The organism is Thermosipho melanesiensis BI429 (assembly GCF_000016905.1).
In the GTDB taxonomy this organism is placed as follows: domain Bacteria; phylum Thermotogota; class Thermotogae; order Thermotogales; family Fervidobacteriaceae; genus Thermosipho; species Thermosipho melanesiensis.
In genome coordinates this window covers 1177086-1197685 of sequence record NC_009616.1, presented here as the reverse complement: position 1 = coordinate 1197685, position 20600 = coordinate 1177086, and the positions used below count along the sequence as shown (strand labels likewise).

The 20600-nt window shown below is 33.2% G+C and carries 24 protein-coding genes; 11 read left to right on the top strand and 13 right to left on the bottom strand.

The annotated features are described in order from the left end of the window. The first annotated feature begins 1 nt into the window (after nt 1). The 9 genes from gltX (at nt 2) to nuoF (TMEL_RS06045) (ending at nt 9605) form a co-directional block, all read left to right on the top strand. On the top strand, nt 2-1390 hold the full coding sequence (gltX, locus tag TMEL_RS06085) for a glutamate--tRNA ligase (protein WP_012057389.1): 1389 nt from the start codon (nt 2-4) through the stop codon (nt 1388-1390). Next, nucleotides 1380-2981 carry a penicillin-binding transpeptidase domain-containing protein gene (locus TMEL_RS06080; protein WP_012057388.1) on the top strand — a complete coding sequence of 534 codons (1602 nt, stop codon included), beginning with the start codon at nt 1380-1382 and terminating at the stop codon, nt 2979-2981. The genes gltX and TMEL_RS06080 overlap by 11 nt, the downstream gene beginning before the upstream one ends. Next, nucleotides 2974-3738, top strand: a complete 765-nt coding sequence (locus TMEL_RS06075; protein ID WP_012057387.1) for an inositol monophosphatase family protein — start codon at nt 2974-2976, stop codon at nt 3736-3738. The genes TMEL_RS06080 and TMEL_RS06075 overlap by 8 nt, the downstream gene beginning before the upstream one ends. Next, nucleotides 3735-4640 (top strand): glutamate formimidoyltransferase, encoded by a 906-nt coding sequence (gene ftcD / locus TMEL_RS06070; protein ID WP_012057386.1) that lies wholly within the window; start codon nt 3735-3737, stop codon nt 4638-4640. The genes TMEL_RS06075 and ftcD overlap by 4 nt, the downstream gene beginning before the upstream one ends. A gap of 151 nt (nt 4641-4791) precedes the next feature. Beyond that, nucleotides 4792-5286, top strand: coding sequence for an NADH-quinone oxidoreductase subunit NuoE family protein (locus TMEL_RS06065; protein ID WP_041426043.1), 495 nt, complete (start codon nt 4792-4794; stop codon nt 5284-5286). Beyond that, nucleotides 5286-5663, top strand: coding sequence for a (2Fe-2S) ferredoxin domain-containing protein (locus TMEL_RS06060; RefSeq protein ID WP_012057384.1), 378 nt, complete (start codon nt 5286-5288; stop codon nt 5661-5663). The genes TMEL_RS06065 and TMEL_RS06060 overlap by 1 nt, the downstream gene beginning before the upstream one ends. A gap of 15 nt (nt 5664-5678) precedes the next feature. After that, nucleotides 5679-7487: an NADH-quinone oxidoreductase subunit NuoF gene (nuoF, locus tag TMEL_RS06055; RefSeq protein WP_012057383.1), complete on the top strand. Its 1809-nt coding sequence runs from the start codon at nt 5679-5681 to the stop codon at nt 7485-7487. 22 nt (nt 7488-7509) lie between these two features. Further along, a complete protein-coding gene (locus tag TMEL_RS06050) occupies nt 7510-7992 on the top strand; it encodes an NADH-quinone oxidoreductase subunit NuoE family protein (RefSeq protein ID WP_012057382.1) in 483 nt (160 codons plus the stop codon). Beyond that, a complete protein-coding gene (gene nuoF / locus TMEL_RS06045; protein ID WP_012057381.1) occupies nt 7989-9605 on the top strand; it encodes an NADH-quinone oxidoreductase subunit NuoF in 1617 nt (538 codons plus the stop codon). The genes TMEL_RS06050 and nuoF (TMEL_RS06045) overlap by 4 nt, the downstream gene beginning before the upstream one ends. Before the next feature lie 30 nt (nt 9606-9635). On the opposite strand, the gene TMEL_RS06040 is transcribed toward nuoF (TMEL_RS06045), so the two are convergent. From TMEL_RS06040 to TMEL_RS06020, 5 genes are all read right to left on the bottom strand, one after another. Then, nucleotides 9636-9833, bottom strand: a complete 198-nt coding sequence (locus TMEL_RS06040) for a hypothetical protein (RefSeq protein WP_041426041.1) — start codon at nt 9831-9833, stop codon at nt 9636-9638. Between the two features lie 78 nt (nt 9834-9911). After that, a complete protein-coding gene (locus TMEL_RS06035) occupies nt 9912-10283 on the bottom strand; it encodes a S1 RNA-binding domain-containing protein (RefSeq protein ID WP_012057380.1) in 372 nt (123 codons plus the stop codon). 63 nt (nt 10284-10346) lie between these two features. After that, nucleotides 10347-10556: a 50S ribosomal protein L31 gene (gene rpmE, locus TMEL_RS06030; protein ID WP_012057379.1), complete on the bottom strand. Its 210-nt coding sequence runs from the start codon at nt 10554-10556 to the stop codon at nt 10347-10349. A 73-nt stretch (nt 10557-10629) separates the two neighbouring features. Beyond that, nucleotides 10630-11184 (bottom strand): TetR/AcrR family transcriptional regulator, encoded by a 555-nt coding sequence (locus tag TMEL_RS06025; RefSeq protein ID WP_012057378.1) that lies wholly within the window; start codon nt 11182-11184, stop codon nt 10630-10632. Between the two features lie 40 nt (nt 11185-11224). Continuing rightward, a complete protein-coding gene (locus tag TMEL_RS06020) occupies nt 11225-12673 on the bottom strand; it encodes a radical SAM/SPASM domain-containing protein (protein ID WP_012057377.1) in 1449 nt (482 codons plus the stop codon). A gap of 144 nt (nt 12674-12817) precedes the next feature. On the opposite strand from TMEL_RS06020, the gene TMEL_RS06015 reads away from it, so the two are divergent. Beyond that, nucleotides 12818-13072: a type II toxin-antitoxin system Phd/YefM family antitoxin gene (locus tag TMEL_RS06015; RefSeq protein WP_012057376.1), complete on the top strand. Its 255-nt coding sequence runs from the start codon at nt 12818-12820 to the stop codon at nt 13070-13072. Nucleotides 13073-13083: 11 nt separating this feature from the next. Next, a complete protein-coding gene (locus tag TMEL_RS06010; RefSeq protein WP_012057375.1) occupies nt 13084-14187 on the top strand; it encodes an ABC transporter ATP-binding protein in 1104 nt (367 codons plus the stop codon). Between the two features lie 30 nt (nt 14188-14217). Here the strand turns inward: TMEL_RS06010 and rny are convergent, their stop codons facing one another. From rny to TMEL_RS05970, 8 genes are read right to left on the bottom strand one after another with little or no spacing between them, the layout of a single operon-like run. Beyond that, nucleotides 14218-15750, bottom strand: a complete 1533-nt coding sequence (gene rny, locus TMEL_RS06005; RefSeq protein ID WP_012057374.1) for a ribonuclease Y — start codon at nt 15748-15750, stop codon at nt 14218-14220. A 1-nt stretch (nt 15751) separates the two neighbouring features. Continuing rightward, the gene (locus tag TMEL_RS06000) at nt 15752-16141 is read right to left on the bottom strand and encodes a regulatory protein RecX (protein ID WP_012057373.1); all 390 of its coding nucleotides are present in this window, start codon (nt 16139-16141) and stop codon (nt 15752-15754) included. Further along, nucleotides 16119-17168, bottom strand: a complete 1050-nt coding sequence (recA, locus tag TMEL_RS05995; RefSeq protein ID WP_012057372.1) for a recombinase RecA — start codon at nt 17166-17168, stop codon at nt 16119-16121. The genes TMEL_RS06000 and recA overlap by 23 nt, the downstream gene beginning before the upstream one ends. After that, nucleotides 17161-17730 (bottom strand): RNA 2',3'-cyclic phosphodiesterase, encoded by a 570-nt coding sequence (gene thpR, locus TMEL_RS05990; protein WP_012057371.1) that lies wholly within the window; start codon nt 17728-17730, stop codon nt 17161-17163. The genes recA and thpR overlap by 8 nt, the downstream gene beginning before the upstream one ends. Nucleotides 17731-17736: 6 nt before the next feature. Then, nucleotides 17737-18258, bottom strand: coding sequence for a CDP-diacylglycerol--glycerol-3-phosphate 3-phosphatidyltransferase (pgsA, locus tag TMEL_RS05985; RefSeq protein WP_012057370.1), 522 nt, complete (start codon nt 18256-18258; stop codon nt 17737-17739). 6 nt (nt 18259-18264) lie between these two features. Further along, the gene (rimO, locus tag TMEL_RS05980; RefSeq protein ID WP_012057369.1) at nt 18265-19548 is read right to left on the bottom strand and encodes a 30S ribosomal protein S12 methylthiotransferase RimO; all 1284 of its coding nucleotides are present in this window, start codon (nt 19546-19548) and stop codon (nt 18265-18267) included. A 4-nt stretch (nt 19549-19552) separates the two neighbouring features. Continuing rightward, nucleotides 19553-20092: a DUF4416 family protein gene (locus tag TMEL_RS05975; protein ID WP_041426039.1), complete on the bottom strand. Its 540-nt coding sequence runs from the start codon at nt 20090-20092 to the stop codon at nt 19553-19555. Beyond that, nucleotides 20080-20568, bottom strand: coding sequence for a hypothetical protein (locus tag TMEL_RS05970; RefSeq protein ID WP_155760989.1), 489 nt, complete (start codon nt 20566-20568; stop codon nt 20080-20082). Before TMEL_RS05970 ends, TMEL_RS05975 begins: the two co-directional genes overlap by 13 nt. Nucleotides 20569-20600: the final 32 nt, after the last annotated feature.

Genomic DNA, 20600 nt, shown 5'->3' with positions numbered 1-20600 from the left:
TTTGATTAGATTGAGATTTGCACCAAGTCCAACAGGACTTTTGCATGTAGGCGGAGCAAGAACTGCGCTTTTCAATTGGTTATACGCGAAAAAACACAACGGAAAATTTATTATTCGTATTGAAGATACAGATACAGAACGTTCTACAAAAGAATATGAAACCAAAATCTTATCAGCTCTTGAATGGTTAGGACTTAATTGGGATGAAGGTCCTGATATAGGGGGGGGGGTTGGACCATATAGACAAAGTGAAAGACTTCATATATATCAAGACATTGCTCAAAAATTAATTAATGAAAAACTTGCATATTACGCTGTATATGATGGCGAAAATGAAATACACAGATCATTTGAATATCCGAAGAAATTTAAAGATAAATCAATTGTCGTTAAATTTAAAGTTGTAAAAGAAGATAAGACAAACTTTCACGATCTACTAAAAGGCGAGATGTCATTTGAAAACAAATTTTTTAACGATTTTATAATCATCAAATCAAACGGTTTTCCTACATATAACTTTGCAGTAGTTGTTGACGATCATTTTATGAAAATTTCCCATGTTTTTAGAGGTGAAGACCACCTTTCAAATACACCCAAACAAATAATGATATACAATGCATTAGGTTGGAAAAATCCAACGTTTATGCACATACCACTTATTCTTGGTAATGATAAAACACCACTTAGCAAAAGACATGGAGGAACTTCTGTAGATTTCTTTAAGGAAAGTGGTATATTAAACAACGCACTGTTAAATTACCTTGCTATACTTGGATGGCATGTAGATGAAGAAATATTTAATGTTAAGAAAAAAATCCACACATTTGATTATCGCAATATTTCGAATAAATCTGTGGTATTTGATTACAAAAAGCTAGAGTGGTTAAATGGTCAACATATGAGAAACCTAGATATTGAAGAACTCATTATAAAATTCAAAGAATTTCTAAAACTTAAAAACTATAACCTAAACATTGATGAAACTTTAGAATACACAAAAGACGTAATCATCATATGTAGGGAAAAAGTAAATACACTTTCACAATTATTTGAAATATCATTTTCTTTTTTTACCGAAGAATACAATTACGAAGAAAACTACATAAAAAAATTCTTAAAAAAGAAAGAAACAGGTGATATCTTAAGAAAAGCTATAGAATCCTTTGAAAAGCTTGAAAACTATGAAATAAGCTCTATCGAAAATACACTTAGAAAAATAGTTGAAGATATGAATTTAGCCACCAAAAAGGTTTTTCAAACAATAAGAGGAGCTCTATTAGGAAAACTCGTAACCCCAGGACTATTTGAATCAATAGAGGTACTTGGAAAGGAAAAAACGCTAAAAAGACTAAAAAAAACATTAGATATCTGGGAAAAGTATGAGGTATAAAACGACGTTTTTCGTATTCATTCTCATGTTTTCAATACTTTTATTTTTTCTCGTAAAAATTCAAATATTTGACTCAGAAAAGCACAAGGAATTTTTAGATTCCCTTTTAACTCGTACTCTACTGACAAAAGGCTTAAGGGGAACTATATATGACAGAAACGGCGTCAAACTTGCATGGAGTGAAAAATATCCATATCTCGTTTATACAAATAATATAGAAATTGAAAAATTAAAAAATATATTAACCGAAGATCAAATGAATGAGTTTATAAAATCAGGTGAAGTAAAACTAGAAGATTATCAAATATACAGTATAGAAAATCTAGGTTATTACATACAATACAAAGAGATTAGAAGGTATCTTCCTGAGGTACTTCACATAGTTGGTTATCTAACTCAGGGGAAGGGAAGTTTTGGTCTTGAAAAAGCATACAACGATATATTAGAAGGAAAATTGGGTAGCGAACTTGTGTTATCAACCCCTAGCGGTAAAATACAACAAAGGATTATCCAAAGAAAACCAGAAAATGGAGAGAATTTACACACTTCAATTGACTTTAACTTACAAAAATACATCTACTCACAATTAAAAGAAATTAGTATACCCGCCGCTGTAATAGTTGAAAACACGAAAACAGGAGAAATACTGTCACTTGTTTCATATCCCAGTATAGACGAAGAATTTTACAATATAGACCCATATACGTGGCGAAAAATAATAGAGGATCCAAAAAAACCTCTATTGAATAGAACAACCATGGGCCTATATTCACCAGGCTCATCAATAAAACCACTCATTGCTATTGCCTACCTTTTAAGCGAAAGTACACCCTCAACCGTTAACTGTACAGGAAAATTTGAATACAAATCAAGCTCCGGAAAAACTCTCGCAATATTCAACGATTGGCTTTTAAGTGGCCATGGTGAAACGGATCTTGTTAAAGCTCTCCGTGTTTCCTGTAATGTATACTTTTACAATATTGCATTAAAAATGGGAATTGATAAAATTAAAAGTGTAGCTGATATGTTTAGAATAAATCAAAAAACTGGTATAGATATTGAAGAAACCGAAGGCATTTTTCCATCAAGAAATTGGAAACAAAAAGTTCAAAAAACAACATGGTATCCAGGAGATACTATCTTAACTGGAATAGGTCAAGGATATATATTACTTACACCATTACAGTTATTAAACTTTTACACAACAATAGCAAATAACGGTACAACACCTATACCACATATTGTTAAAACAAAAAAAGAATATACTAAACTCAATATACCAGAAAATATTTGGAATACTATTAAAGAAGGTCTTTTAGAAGTTACTACTTATGGTGGAACAATAAAAGATAGAGGCACGGCATATATTAGCTTTAAGGATGCTCCATACAAAATTGCAGGAAAAACTGGCACAGCGGAAGTAGGAAAAGGAAAAAAATCTCATTCATGGTTTGTAGGTTTTGGACCTTTTGATTCTCCAGAATACTCTGTTGTAGTACTTTTTGAAAATGGAGGAAGTGGTTCTGAAATGGCAGCACCATTTGCAAGAAAAATATTCGATTATCTTTTAGGAGATGATAAAAATGAATAGATTAGATGTTGCTATTGAGATATCAAAACACGTAGGTTTTTATCTTATGCAATTTTGGGGAAGAGCTTCTAACATAGAAAAAAAAGAAAATTTTCAAGATCTTGTTACTGCCCAAGATAAAAATTCTCAAGAGTTAATAATAAATAAAATTCAAAGTCACTTTCCAAATGACGGTTTTTTGGCTGAAGAAGATATGGAAAAAAATTCCAAAAATCTTTGGATTATAGACCCTATCGATGGAACAATTAACTATATACACGGCCTCCCAAGTTTTTGTATATCAATTGCATATTACGAAGACAAAAAACCCGTCTTCGGAACTGTGTATAATCCATTCACAGAAGAGCTATTTGTTGGCATTAAAGACGAAGGTGCTTATTTAAACCACTCGAGGTTAAAGGTAAATGATATAAATAATCTTAATTTTGCTGTTGGAAGCTTAGGCTTTACAAAAAATTTTACGGGAAAATTTATAGAAAAAGTGGAAAATAATGTGCAAAGAATAAGGATTATAGGGAGTGCCGCAATATCTGCATGTTATGTTGCAGCAAACAAATTTGACTTTTTCATAACAACAAAGGCTAATCCCTGGGATATTGCAGCAGCATATATAATTGTAACCGAGGCAGGAGGTTGTGTTAGAAATTTCACAGGAAACAATCCAAAAATTTTTGAAAAGGACAGTTACATATTCTCAAAACCTTCAATACTTGAAACTCTACAAAACATTATATCTGAAATAGGAGGGGGAATATGAAATTAGTCGAAAGTGTACCAAATTTTAGTGAAGGAAGAGATGAAGAAAAGGTAATAAAAATAATTGAAGCAGCCCAAAAATACGAAAAAGTCAAAATTCTTGATTGGTCTATGGACCACGATCACAACAGATCTGTTGTAACATTAATAGGTGAACCGAATGAAATTGAAAACGCACTATTTGATATGGTAAAAGTTGCAACAGAATTAATTGACCTTAGAACGCATAAAGGTGAACATCCGAGAATGGGAGCAACAGATGTTATACCATTTATTCCAGTGATGAATACAAAGATGGAAGAATGTATTGAAATATCCAAAAGATTGGGGGAAAGAATTGGAAACGAGTTAAATATTCCCGTTTATTTGTATGAAAAATCTGCTACATCACCAGAAAGAGAAAATTTATCAAAAATAAGAAAAGGAGAGTTTGAAGGCTTTTTTGAAAAAATAAAAGATCCAAAGTGGAAACCAGATTATGGACCTTCTGAAGTACACCCAAGTGCAGGCGTTGTTGCAGTAGGCGCAAGAGAATATCTCATAGCATTTAACGTAAATCTTGGTACTGACAATATAGAAATTGCGGATAAAATTGCAAAGGCTGTAAGACATATCAGCGGTGGATTTAGATATGTAAAAGCAATGGGAGTAGAATTAAAAGAAAAAGGAATTGTCCAAGTGTCCATGAACTTAACAAATTACAAAAAATCACCTATCTTTAGAGTATTTGAAGCAATAAAAAGAGAAGCACAAAGATATGGTGTACCTGTAATAAATTCTGAAATTATAGGAATGATACCTTTAAAAGCTGCAATTGAAGCAATGAAGTGGTATATACAACTAGATGATTTTGATGAAAGTAGGGTAATAGAAAATAAAATTTTAAATACATTTTTTGAGTAATCCCCTGATTTCTCAGGGGATTTTTTGTTTTAAGCAATTAAACTGGATTAATTAAAAAAATGTTATCTAAAAAATAACATTTAATAAGTGAATTTTTTTACTTTTAGTGTTATAATATTATCGGGATGGTAATATTGAATAGGAGGTGGCCATGTTGGCAGTTTGTGAAAAACATGTCGAGCTTTATAAAGAGCTCGATGCGTATATTGAATCACTAAAAGGAAAAAAGGGTATTTTAATCAACGTACTTCACAAAGCACAAGAATTATTTGGATGGCTCCCCAAAGAGGTTCAAACTCACGTTGCTGAAAAGCTAAAGATCCCTCCATCAGTGGTTTATGGTGTTATAACATTCTATAACTTCTTTTCCACGAAACCAAAAGGAAAACACCAAATCAAAATATGTCTTGGAACAGCCTGTTATGTAAAGGGCGCAGACAGAGTTATGGAAAGATTTTTAAACGAACTCAATGTAAAAGAAGGTGAAGTAACAAAAGATGGAAATTTCTCTGTCCACGGAGTAAGATGTTTAGGTGCATGTAGTATGGCACCTGTTGTACTTGTCGGTGAAAAGGAATTCTTTGGTAAAGTAACACCTGATATGGTTCCAGGGATAATTAAAAAATTCCAAGGGGAGGGGAAATAATGGGAAAAATAAAAAGTATTGAAGAACTCATGAAAATAAAAGAAGATACACTAAAAAAGGTGAAAATGAGAGAAGAGGGGAAAAGAGGAAAAATTACAGTTGCTATGGGAACCTGTGGAATCGCTGCTGGTGCAAAAGATACTTTAAATGCAATAGTTGAAACACTAAATGAATTAAATATAGATGATATCTCTGTTGTACAATCCGGATGTATGGGATTGTGTGAAGTTGAACCCACGATAAAAGTAGAATTAGATGATGATGTACCTGTAATTTACGGTCATGTAACTCCAGAAAATGCAAAAAGAATTATTAAATCACATGTTGTTGCAGGAGAACTCGTTGGAGACTTAATTGTAAAAAAAGGTGAAGAATAAGGAGGTAGAAAAATAATGCCTTTGGCAACAAATACAATTCTTATCTGTGCTGGTGGTGCATGTATATCAGCTGGTGAAGAAAGCGTAAAAGACGTTTTGGAAAGAAAAATAAAAGAATACAATCTACAAGAAACCGTAAATATAGTTGAAACCGGATGTATGGGTGCTTGTAGTTTAGGACCTATTATGGTAATCCATCCCGAAGGTGTATATTACCAAAAATTAACACCTGAAGCAGCTGAAAAAATTGTAGAAGAACACCTTTTAAAGGGAAGAGTTGTAGAAGAATACCTTTATCAAGGAGATAAAGGGAAAATAGTTCCACAACCTCAAAAAGAAATTCCATTCTTTTCTAGACAGGTAAAAATAGCAACAAGAAACGTTGGTATAATTGACCCAAAAAATATAGATGAATACATTGCACGGGATGGGTACTTTGCCTTACACAAAGCTTTAAAGGAAATGACACCTGAAGAAGTAATTCAAGTAGTAAAAGATAGTGGACTTCGTGGTAGAGGTGGTGCAGGATTCCCAACTGGTTTAAAATGGGAATTTGCAAGAAAGTCACCTGGAGATGAAAAATACATGATATGTAATGCTGACGAAGGTGACCCAGGTGCATTTATGGATAGGTCTATATTAGAAGGTGATCCACATACAATTATAGAGGCAATGACCATTGCAGGTTATGCAATTGGTGCAACAAAAGGTTTTGTATATGTAAGAGCAGAATATCCAATAGCAATTGAAAGACTTACTGTTGCTTTAAATCAAGCAAGAGAATATGGATTTTTAGGTGAAAACATACTTGGAACTGATTTTTCATTTGATATTGAAATAAGAATTGGCGCAGGTGCATTTGTTTGTGGTGAAGAAACGGCATTAATGCATTCAATCGAAGGCAAAAGAGGACAACCAAGGGTTAAACCTCCATTCCCCGCTCAAAAAGGGCTTTGGGGAAAACCAAGTAACATAAACAACGTGGAAACACTTGCATGTGTTCCACCAATAATTTACAACGGTGCTAGCTGGTTTAGACAATGGGGAACAGAAAAATCTCCAGGCACAAAGGTTTTCGCATTGGCAGGTAAAGTTAAAAACACTGGACTAGTTGAAGTTCCTATGGGAATTACCTTAAGGGAGCTTATATACGAAATCGGTGGTGGTTCACCAACTGGTAAAAAGATAAAAGCTGTTCAAACAGGTGGCCCAAGTGGTGGAGTTATCCCAGAAGAATATTTCGATACACCTGTTGACTATGAATCACTTCAGAAATTGGGAGCAATAGTCGGTTCTGGAGGTTTAATTGTTTTAGATGAAGATGATTGTATGGTAGACGTTGCCAAATTCTTCTTAGAGTTTACCGTTGATGAATCATGTGGTAAATGTACACCATGTAGAGAAGGGACAAAGAAAATGTACGAAATTTTAGATAAAATAACAAAAGGGGAAGGGACAGAAGAAGATATAGAAATATTGGAAAACCTTGGAAATGTAATTAAAGATTCATCCCTATGCGGTCTTGGACAAACAGCACCAAATCCCGTACTTTCTACCTTAAGGTACTACAAAGACGAATATATTGCACATGTAAAAGAAGGAAAATGTCCAGCGAAGAAGTGTAAAGACTTAATAAGCTATGTAATCGATCCAGAAAAATGTGTTGGTTGTACTGCATGTGCAAGGGTATGTCCGGCAAGTTGTATATCTGGAGAAGTTAGAAAGGTACACGAAATCGATCAATCAGCTTGTGTAAAATGTGGAAGTTGTATAGAAGTCTGTAGATTTGGTGCAATTAGCAAAGTAACACCTGCAATAGAATAATCACGCAAAGGGGGTCGCACTTATGCTTTCCAAAATTAAAGATATTATTTCAGAAGCAAAAAATGAAAGGTTAGAAGAAAAAGATATTTTAATCTATACGCTTCATAAAATACAGGACATTAGTGAAAATAACTTTATATCTGAGGAAGCTGCAAAGATTGTTAGTGAAGAACTAAATATACCGTTATCCAAAGTATACGAAGTTCTAACTTTCTACAGTATGTTCTCTACCAAAAAAAGGGGAAAATACTTAATTAGAGTATGCTCAAGCCTTCCATGTCATGTGGCAAATGGAAGGGAAATAATAAAAATATTAAAAGAAGAACTGAAAATAGATTTTAACCAAACCACAGCAGATGGAATGTTTACACTTGAAGAAACGGGATGTTTAGGTTTATGTGGAGTTTCTCCGGTTATTATGATTAACAACAAATATTACGGTGATCTCACCCCAGAAAAAGTAAAAGAATTAATAAACAAAATAAAAAGGGGTGAGGAGATATGAAACCAATTACAATTTTAGTTTCAATAGACAGTAACAGCGTATTATTAGGCGCAAAGGAATTTTTAAAATACCTAAAAGAACTAACAAATGAATACAACCTCGATAAAATAGTAGATATACTAGAAACAGGTACAATAGGTAACTATAAGGGTGTAACCATTGCTATAATGCCCGATAACGTCTTTTATTCTGCAAAAACAAAAGACGATGTTAAAAAAATATTCGAAGAACATATTTTAAAAGGAAGAAAAGTTCTTGACCTTGAAATTAATCCAAAAGAGTTGCAACAAACAGTGGAAAAACTAACAAAGGAAGTAAAAATTGTAACAAGAAATATTGGAAAAATTGACCCAAAAAATATAGAAGAATACATTGCAAATGATGGATATTTTGCATTGGCAAAAGCATTTAAAATGAAACCACATGAAATAATTGAAGAAATAAAAGAAAGTGGACTTCGCGGTAGAGGTGGCGCAGGCTTCCCAACGGGCTTGAAATGGGAATTTGCATTTAAAACACAATCTGATCAAAAATACATAGTATGTAATGCCGATGAAGGAGAACCAGGAACATACAAAGATAGGTTAATTATGGAAGGAGATCCTCATAGTGTAATTGAAGCAATGATAATAGCAGGATACGCAGTGGGAGCAACAAAGGGATATATATACATTAGAGGTGAATACTACGGTTCTGTTGAAAATATTAAAAAAGCCATAAAAGATGCATATGAATACGGATTTTTAGGTGAAAATATTCTAAATAGCAACTTCAACTTTGATTTATCTGTAAGACTAGGTGCAGGAGCATATATCTGTGGTGAAGAAACTGCTTTACTTGAATCCATTGAAGGGAATGCGGGAAGACCTAGATTAAAACCACCCTATCCACCACAAAGTGGTCTATTTGGAAAACCGACTGTAATTAACAACGTAGAAACCCTTGCAAACGTTCCACAAATAATACTTAACGGCGCAAAATGGTTTAAACAATTTGGCACGGAAAATTCTCCAGGCACTAAAGTATTCTGTTTCACAGGCAATTTAAATAACAGAGGTATTGTAGAACTACCTATGGGAGTAACTGTAAGAGAACTGCTAGTACATGCAGGTGGAGTATCGGGAGATAAACTCAAAATGGTACAAACTGGTGGAATAGCTGGTACATTTATAGACGAAAGTAAATTTGACATACCATTGGATTATGATTCATTTGCAAAGTATAGTGTAAGCTTAGGTTCTGGCGTAATCCTCGGTGTAAATAACAACCATTGTGTAGTAGATATCGCAAAGAATGTAATGGAATTTTTCAGACATGAATCGTGTGGAAAATGTACCCCATGTAGAGAAGGAACAAAAATGGTAGTAAAAATACTAGATAAAATGAGTAAGCTTGAAGCAAATAAAGAAGACTTAGAAAGGCTTGTTGAGATTGCAAACACAGCTAAAGAAACGGCGTTATGCGGGCTCGGCCAAAGTTTTCCCGTGCCTTTATTATCACTAATTAATAATTTTAAAGAAGAATTTTTAGACCATATTGAAAACAAAAATTGTATAGCAAATCTATGTAAAAAAGTAGAACGAAAAAAGAAAAAGTCAAAAGTAACAAAATAACAAAGGGGCGGAAAACCGCTCCTTTTTAAACTACCAAGGTAAAGGTTTATCAGCTATTTCTTGCTTGCACAATTTTTCATATAACTTTACTTTTTCTGAACTTATCTTATAATCACTCGGATAAATACTTAATGCGTTGCCAAATAAACTTTTTTCCTCTTCCGTAATTTGATACAATATCGAACACAAATTGCATACTAGCCTTACATCTTCACGTGCCAAATCCAATTTAAAATTTCACTTCTATATATAATTCAAACTTTCCACCTTTAAACATGTAAAAATAAAGGGCGAATAATTTCGCCCTTATCTTCTATTTTTCTTACCTCTCTTTTTGTCTAATCTTTTTCTGTATTCTGAATGCTTTCTATCACTGTCTTTCATAAACTTTGCAAGTTTTCTTTCAAAATCACTATTTGTCTTTTTCTCTTTTTCGTCTGAATTTTCCTTCGTAGATGTCTCTTTCAAAGTCAATTCCCATTTTCCATCTCTAGTCTTTCCTAACACCTTACCCTCAACTTCCTGACCTATCTTTAAATAATCATCTACTGATTTAACATATGTTGACGCAATTTTTGAAATATGTACAAATGCTTTTTCACCATCTTCTAGTTCCACATTTGCTCCAAATTTTAGTATTTCCACTACTTTACCTTTTACTACTTGCCCGACTTCCATACAACAAAACCTCCCTATGGTTTTAAAAAATAATTTGGGAGCAAATGCTCCCAGCAATTGCTATCATTCTAAGTTATATTTTTTCTTAAATTTCTCAATTCTTCCTTCCGTGTCAACGATCATACCAGCAGCACCTGCTCCTTTGTAGAATGGGTGACAGCTCGAACATACGTCAATTCTAACATTTTCTTTTACCGTATAAAATTTGTGTTCGGCTCCACACGCACATTTTACCGTTACTAATTTCATCTCTGGGTGAATTCCCTTTTTCAATTTCCTCACCTCTCCTAGTTTCTTCAATTTTATTATCGTAAATATTATACCATATAAATGTTTAAAGTAAAGTCTACGTATTATCTTTAAGTAAAATTTTTATTAACATTTCCTCAACAGATTTTAGTAATGTCTTTCTCGGCACAGAATCAACACTAGCTATCATCTCAGTTACTGCTTTTGGATCTACTTCTTCTTTAATAACCTTCTTGTTTTTTCCTTCAATTATTAATTCTTCCACTCTTTGCAAAAAGTTTTCATACTTACTCTTTGCATTTTCCCAATCTTTTTTGTCAAGAACTTTTGCTTTTTCTTTTCTCAATAAATCCGCTATTTCTTTTTTACTAGTTAAAAAATCTATATACTTTCTCAAAAAACTCTTTATTTTTGTAATATACGTAGGTTCATCTTTTTCACTGTTAAACAACTCATTTTCCAATTCTTCAATAGAATTAATCCACACTTCTTCAAAAAGCGCCTCTTTACTAGGGAAATAATAATAAATCAAAGATTTTCGCACACCTGCAATTTGTGCAATCTCATCTATACTAACCGCATCATATCCTTTTTTGGAAAACGCTTCTTTTGCAGCTTTTAATATTATCTCCCTTGTATTTCTTCTTGTCATTAAGCCACCTCAAAAGGTAGGGGAAAATTCCCCTACAATTTTAAATTTCTAATTTTTTATCTACTTTCAAAGCTTCTTCTCTATTTGCATACCTTTTCATTCTTGTCTCGTAATCATATATACCTCTATTAACCGGATATCTTTCCACATATCCATGTTCATACCAAAGTTTATCCGCATATGTTTTCCACTCTTCTGCTAGTTTATCAATTTCTGGTGCAAGTTCTGTAACAACCTTTTCTGAACCTTCATGTTGTGGAATTGCATCGAAATGTTTTACCATAGCTCTAAATACCTTCGGATTATCTATAATTGGGCATGGTCTAAACAGGTTGTTTGAAAATGGAATCATCCTCTTGTATGCCTCAAAGAATGGAGATTTGAAAATTTCAAGCAATGATTTTTCCCTAATGCTATCTTTTGCAAATTGTTGGAAAACACATGGTTCAACGTAACCTTTTGCATTCACATGGAAATATTTTGCTCCAGATGATAAACAACCATGAGTTAAGAAACCATGGTTCCAAAAATCAGCTACAAATGCAAATTTACCACTAAGTCTCATTTCATCTGTTTTGAAAAATCTTTCATATCTTTGTTTTGGTGTTGGAACAAGATCCATCGTAGGATTCATTCCAACTGGCATAAACTGAAAAACCCAAACATATTTTACTCCGTTTTCCTCTAAAAAGTTCCAAAATTCATCTTTCATAATAACATCGTGGTTAACTTTTGTTGCGGTAACACTTGCTCCAAATGGAACTCCATATTTTCTCAATCTTTCCCAAGTATTTAATATTGCCTTGAATACTCCTTTACCCCTTCTCCAATCTGTTTCCTCTTCAAAACCTTCTACAGAAATAGCAATAGTTGCGTTACCAAGCTCTGACAACCTCTTTGCCTTTTCATCATTTATTAATATACCATTTGAATATATCATGAAATAATGTTGATCGAATTCTTCTAAAATTTCAAATAAATGAGGCCAATAGAAAGGCTCACCACCTGTGATAATCCAGAAGAAAATTCCCAATTCTTCTCCTTGCTTTAATATACTTCTTACCTCTTCTTTTGAAAGTTCGTATTTTCTACCATATAACCCTGCATAACATCCTATACATTGAAGATTACACGCATACGTTGGACTAATTACTCCAAGTTTTGGCAAAACCACTTTTTCCTTTTCCATAATCTTTTGTCTTAATGGTTCTCCTATTGCAAATTCATTGATTATTAGGTTGTTAATAATCTTTTCTGTACACTTTGGACTTGATTCTTGGAATATCTCAATCCATTTTTTTATCATGGGATGTTCTTCCTGTGCCATTAAACCCAATTTCTTCAAACCACTTTTTGCAGGTTCCTTACTTAAGGCTCCAACTGTAAAAAGAAGTTTTGAAAAGCTTTTAACATCTGCTTTTCTTACAAATGAATTAACCATCTTCCCCGCTTGCCTATAAATCATACCTTTTATTCCACCTACAGCCATACCAAACACCTCCATTTTTTATTGACCATTCAGTCAAATTTTACCTCTATAATGTTTCTTTTTGGTTTCTAATTTGTTACACTTTGGTTCAAGAAAACAAAACCAAAACAAAAATGACTATAATTATAGTCAAGGGGTGTTAATTTGTTCAAGGAAAAAAGTAGATATTACAGTATTGCAGAAGCAAAAGCAAAATTCTCAAAGGTAATTGAAGAATCAGGTAAGAAAAATATTATAATTACGAAAAATGGCAAACCTGTTTCTGTGATAATAAGCTATGAAAAATTTGAAAAAGTACTAAATTTTTTAGAAAATGTTTGGGAACTTTATCTACTAGAAGTCGGTGATCCTTCACAATTCAATAAATTAAAACTAGAAGATTTTTTTGAAGATAAATAGGAGGTGCTTGTATGGCAAAAGTTGAATTAGAACACGTATGGAAAATTTATGACGGTAAAGTTGAAGCAGTAAAAGATGCTACTTTCACTATTGAAGACAAGGAATTTGTAGTGCTGCTTGGACCATCAGGATGTGGAAAAACCACTACTCTTAGAATGATAGCAGGGCTTGAGGAAATAACTAAAGGTACATTAAAAATCGATGGAAAAGTAATGAACGATGTAGAACCAAAAGACAGAGATATTGCAATGGTCTTCCAAAACTATGCATTGTATCCGCACATGACCGTTTACGATAACATGGCGTTTGGTCTTAAACTTAGAAAAGTCCCAAAAGATGAAATAGAAAGAAGAGTAAGGGAAGCAGCAAGAATTTTAAGTATTGAAGAATATCTCGATAGAAAACCAAGACAACTTTCCGGTGGACAAAGACAAAGAGTAGCAGTTGGTAGAGCAATAGTTAGAAATCCAAAAGTCTTCCTTTTTGACGAACCATTATCAAACTTAGACGCAAAATTGAGGGTCCAGATGAGATCTGAATTGAAAAAATTGCATCACAGACTAGAAGCAACAATTGTCTACGTTACACACGATCAAATTGAAGCTATGACAATGGCAAACAAAATAATAGTAATGAAAGATGGAGTAATTCAACAAATAGGTTCTCCACATGAAATTTACAATAAACCTGCAAATACATTTGTAGCAGGATTTATAGGAAGCCCAGCAATGAACTTTATCGATGCAAAGATAATAAGGGAAAATGGTCTTTGGATAAGATCAAGTGGATTCAATCTCAAAATTCCAAAACAATTTACAGACATTTTGGAAAAATACATCGACAAAGACGTCATTTTTGGAATAAGACCTGAAAATATTTACGACAAAATGTTCGCTATGTTACCAAAAGAAGGGGAAAATACAGGAAGAGCAAAGGTAGACGTTGTGGAACCACTGGGAAGCGAAACCATTCTACACTTAGTTGCAGGAGAAGATAAATTTGTAGCCGTCGTAGATCCAAAAACAGAAGCAAAAGAAGAACAGGAAATTGACATAGTATTTGATATGAATACTATGCACATATTTGATAAAAAAACTGGAGAAGCAATTATTTAACAAAAAACCTGACCTTCACGGTCAGGTTTTTTATTTTGCATAAGCCACACTTCTTTTTTCCCTAATAACCACTACTTTAAGCACACCGGGGTATTGTAACTCTTCTTCTATTTTTATCGCTATATCATGTGACAATTTATCCGCAAGCACATCATCAATTTTATCTGGTTGTACTATCACCCTTACTTCTCTTCCAGCCTGTATAGCATAAGCATTTTCCACATATTTAAAACTCTTTGCAATCTCTTCAAGTTTAATAAGCCTTTTGATGTAATTTTCCACATCCTCCCTTCTTGCTCCAGGTCGTGCTGCAGACAATGCATCGGCAGCGGCTACTATTACCGCTTCAGGAGTCACTGGTTCTTCTTCCCCGTGATGTGCCATTACCATATTAATTATTTCCCTACTTTCCCCATACCTCCTCAAAATCTCCGCGCCTATAACTGTATGAGAACCTTCAACCTCGTGATCAAGTGCCTTTCCAATATCGTGTAATAATCCTCCACGTTTTGCTTTCTCGACGTTTACCCCAAGTTCCGATGCAATTAATCCAGCAATAAGTGCCACTTCTATTGAATGATTTAGAACATTCTGTCCATAGCTTGTTCTAAACTTTAACCTACCAAGAAGTTTAATTATTTCTGGATGAAGTCCTCCTACACCTGTCACAAAAGTGGCTTCTTGTCCAGCTTCTCTAATAATCTTTTCAACTTCAGCTTTTGCCTTTTCATACATCTCTTCTATCCTTGTAGGATGAATTCTTCCATCCGCAACTAATTTTTCTATTGTTCTTTTTGCTATTTCTCTTCTTAAGGGGTTAAAACAGCTTACCGTAACCATTTCTGGTGTGTCATCAATTATAAGGTCTACACCCGTTACTTTTTCAAATGCCCTTATATTCCTACCTTCTCTTCCAATCAGTCTTCCCTTCATATCATCATTTGGTAACATAATTGTGCTCACAGTAACCTCTCCCGAATACTCTGGTGCATATCTTTGTATTGCATCGGCTATAACCTTTTTTGCATACTTTTCCGAGTCTTCTTCATATCTTGCTTTTATCTGAGAATAAACCTTTGCAATTTCATATTCATATTTCTCCCTTGCTTCTTCAAGAACCATTTCTTTTGCCTGCGCCGGTGTTATTCCCGCTAATTTTTCAAACCTTTCCGTTAGTTCCTTTTCTTTTGCTTCCAAGTCTCTTTGCCTTTGATCTAATTCTTTTCTTAATTCTTCAACATAATTTTCTTTTTTATCCAATAGTTCTTCTCTTTTAGAAACCATTTCTTCTCGCTTTATTAATCTTTCTTCAAGGTATCTTATTTCCTCTTCTCTTTCTTTTCTCTCTTTTTCCCATTCTTCCCTTAATTTATGTAACTCTTCTCTTGATTCAATTACTGCCTTTTTCTTTATTTCACTTGCCTCTTTTTCCGCATCTTTTATTATATGTTCTGCATCTTTTTTCGCTAACAACAATTGTTTTTCAATATTTCTTTTTGCCACAACATATCCCAGTAATGCACCAACAAGAACACCTAACCCAGAAAGTATATATATCAACATATTATTCACCTCCAAATCCTCTTCTGTATAGATATTCTTTTGCCTTTTTTTCATCTAGACCCTTCGTGATTTCTTCTTTTATTTCTTCAACATTTACCTCTTCAAGCACCTTCTTTAAAGCATCTTCAATAATAAATTCATCCACACCTAAATTTTTTAACTCCATACGTATTAAAAAAGGGCCCTTCTTTTTCAGCGTCAAAGAATCATAGGTGTATAAATAAGCAAACTTCTCATCATCCAAAAATCCTTTTTCTTTTAATTTTAAAACCGTCTTTTCTACTTCCTCGTCTGAATATCCTTTGGATTTTAACCTAACTCTTATCTCTTTTTCCGAACGAACTCTATACTTTAAAAGCCGTAAAGCATCATTCAAGGGATTCCTCTTCACTTTTTTCACCTTTCTTTAAAAGTCCATGTTTTTCTCTTATCTTTTCTTCTATTTCATCAAGTAACTCTGGATGATTCAAAAGATAATCCAATGAATTATTCTTCCCTTGTCCCAATGAATGTTCTGTCCCTGTTGAATCAACATATGAAAACCAACTCCCGCGCCTAGAAATAAGTCCCTCATCAACAGCAAGATTAAACAACTCATTTTCCCTTACAATTCCCTTTCCGTATATCACATCAACAATTGCCTCTTTGAAAGGAGGTGCAACTTTATTCTTTACAAATTTAATCCTAACTTGATTTCCTATACTTTCTTTCCCTTCCGTTATTTTTCCAATACTTCTTACTTCTAACCTCATTGTAGAATAAAATTTCAAAGCTACTCCACCTGTAGTAGTTTCTGGATTTCCATACATAACTCCTATTTTCATACGCGTTTGGTTAATAAATATAACAACTGCTTTTGATTTGTTAATATTTCCAGCTAATTTTCTCAACGCTTGGGACATTAATCTTGCCTGAAGCCCTACTTGAACATCCCCCATAGAACCTTCAATTTCGGCTCTTGGGACCAACGCTGCTACAGAATCTATAACTACAAGGTCTACGGCATTGCTCCTTACAAGCTCATCCACTATTTCAAGTGCTTGTTCTCCGTAATCCGGCTGTGCAATAAGTAAATTTTCAACATCTACACCTAAATTCTTTGCATATACTGGATCAAGAGCATGTTCTGCATCTACAAATGCAGCAATACCACCATTTTTTTGAGCAGAAGCTATCGCATGCAATGCAATTGTTGTTTTTCCACTAGATTCTGGACCGTAAATCTCCACAATCCTCCCTCTTGGATAACCACCAACACCAGAAGCTATATCAATCGCAACAGAACCACTGGATATTGTTTCAATATTTTGCACAGCATTTTCTTCCCCTAAGAACATTATAGAGCCTTTTCCAAACGTTTTTTCAATCTTTCCAATAGCTTTTTTCAAAACTTCCTTTTTTTGTTTATTATCACTCATTTTTGTCTAACCCTCCTTCAAATTTTACCCTATACATCCATTTGTAAATAGGACCACTAGGTGTTAAAGTAGATGAATAAATAATTACTTTATCAACAGGAACTACCATTTTGGGAACATCAATATCTTTTACCAACTCCTCCCAATTCTCTGGACTATACTTAAGGCGTCCTAAAGTAATATGCGGAACAAAATTTCCTTTATCATCAAAGGATATACGTAATTTTTTCATTTCAGAACGCATTTCAAGATAAAGTGTTTGTAATATCTTACTTTGTTCTACTTTCAAAAAGAACACCCTTGGTAAATGCTTAAACCTAAAAAAACCAAACTCATTAACGTTAAATGAAAAACTTGGGAAACCTATTAATCTCCTATGAAATTTCTCGGCTAATAGCTCCACCTTTTCTTTGTCAATCTCCCCTAAAAAAAACAATGTAAGGTGCAAATTCTCAGGTGAAACCCAAGACGCCTTAAAACCCATCTTTTTTAGCTTTGATATAACATCTTCAGCAACGCTCCTAACTTCACTAGTTATATCAATAGCAATAAATGATCGCAATTAAAATCACCCCTTTAAAACCCTTTTATTTTGAACAAGATAAATAACTCCTGAAAATACAGTCACTGTAATTACAACGTAAGAAAGCAATAAATTTATCATATAAACTTTAAACCCTAACGTTTCCATAAAAAGAAAAACTACCCAGAACATCTGAGTGACTGTCTTTAATTTCCCAAAATAGTTTGCAGCTATTACCTCATTTGAAACAAGTGCTACCATCCTTATTGTTGTAACTAAAGCATCTCTGAAAAAAATTATAACTACCATCCAACTTGGAACAAAACCCAATTCAACAAATACTATTAACACACTTGTGATAAGAATCTTATCACTCATTTGATCAAATATCTTTCCAAAATTTGTTATCTGATTTAATTTTCGTGCAAAGTACCCATCAAAATAATCACTTATTGCTGAAACAATAAACAATACAAAAGCAAGTAAATTAAAACCATTTAAAAGTAAAAACACTATAATAATAGCCAAAAATACTCTAGTCCACGTAATGGTGTTCGGTATATTCAAAGAATATCACTCCTCAACAATTTCTCCTTCTAAGTCATAAATATCCGCAGAAGTTATCTTTACATCAAAAAATCCCTTTTTAAACTCTCCTCTAACAAATACATTCGCATCAATCTCTGGGGCATCCATATAACTTCTGCCTATTAAAACCCCGTCTTCTTCTTCGTCAAACAATACCTTTAACTTTTTCCCAACAAGTTTTTCGTTTTTTTCAAAAGATATCTGAGATTGTATATCCATTAATTCCTCCAACCTTTCTTCGGCAATTTCTCTTGGAACTTTTCCACTAAGACTAAAAGATGAAGCTTCCTCTTCATCTGAATAAATAAAAGCACCCAACCTATCAAACTTTACTTCCTTGATAAATTTAAGAGTTTCGTCAAAATCTTTCCTTGTTTCACCTGGAAACCCAACTATTATACTTGTTCTCAAAATTGCATCAGAGTAAAAATTTCTAATCTTTTCAAATAAAGAATAAAGTTGTCTAGTTTTCCGTGACCTATTCATCAATTTTAGTATCTTGTCACTTCCATTTTGTACAGGAATATCAAAATACTTTAAAACCTTATCGTACGAAAATGCCTCTATTATATCGTCAGTTATGTGATCAGGATGCATATACATAACTCTCACCCAAAAATCTCCAGAAAGATCGTTTATCCTCTTTAAAAGTTCAGGTAACATTTGTTTCCTATAAATATCAATTCCATATCCCGTTGTATCTTGAGCAACCAATATTATTTCTTTTATTTTCCTTTCAATCAAAAATTCTATTTCTTTCAATATATCATCAATTTTTCTACTTTTAAAGCTCCCTTTAAACAAAGGGATTGTACAAAAACTACATGCTCTATCACAACCATCTGAAATTTTCACATATGCATATTGCCCATTATCTACTCTACCTTCAAAATTGTATACCGGTTCTGGAACTTCTGGTATAACATTTCTTTTTCCAATATGTGTTGCTATCTCTTTAGGTGGTAAAACCCCAAACCATCCATCAACTTCTGGTATTTCTTTTTTTAGTTCTTTTCCAAATCTTTGAACCAAACATCCAGTTACAAAAACCTTTAAATTTTTCCCTTTTTTATACTCCACATAAGATAAAATTTCTTCTATGGATTCCTTTTTTGCATCAAGGATAAAACCACATGTATCTATAATTACAGCATCTGCATCACTTAAATTGTCAACTATGTTATTTCCCATTTTCCTTAAATGTGATTTTAACAATGCACAATCGGCTTCATTCTTTGGGCATCCAAGCACTTCTACATAAAAATTCACTTTCTCACCTCAAAAACTTTTTTCGCTTTTCTAAATACATCAACCTTATTCTTTCCAATTCTCTTTTATATTCCTCTTCCTTGTAGTTTGGATAAGTAAAATCATAATCTTTCCAACAACCATTTATATACATTAAAGTTGGTTCTGCATATATTCCCTTTCCAATATATATCCTGTGAGGCCACATCTTAGTTGTTGCAAGAACAAATTGCATATGATGGATATAACCAGGATCAATGTTAAACCTTCTATTCCCTTCAACAGCAAACTCATTCTCTATATTGTTTGTTATGTTCTTTATATCTGCCAATTGAGAAGGATGTATTAACCTTTCAAAACCCAACAATTTCCCCTTTACCCCTTCTCCCATTTCTTTGTTGTAATACAAAGTGTATTTTTCAAAATCTAAAATTTCAGACTGATAATCTATGGGACCAAAACATTCCACCAATCTATCTTTTACCTCATTAAACCAATAATCCACATGCGATGAAAAAAAGAATATTACTAAATTAACCATATCAACCTTTCTTATTTTCCCCACTCTACCACCACCTTAAACCTATCCATATCTATTTTCTTTATTTCATTATTAATTTTAAACAACAATGCTTTTCCCTTCACAATATACTCACCTTCATCTAGTTTAAACTCATATCCCTCTTTCCCATTTAATGCTATCAAACCAGATTGGGCTCGCAATATTGCCAAAGGAGCCTTATATGTCGATACAAATAATTTTAAAGAAAAATAAAATAAAATAAATGAGATAAATAACAAAAAATAAATTGAATAACCCTTTTTTATTTTTGTATTACTTTCCCTCTTACTCTTTCCTAATTCATAATATGTTAATATATCCTCGGATATATTGAAAAAGCGCTTTATTTTTCTTAAATCCTCTCTTACAACCATCTCATCAAAATAAAAACTTCCTTCAAAATACTTTTGAAGTCTTCTAAAATCTATTTCTAACTTCTTAGATATATCAAACAAAGATAATTGGTAAGTCCCAATCACTTTTTTTAATATATATGATATTTCTTTCCACC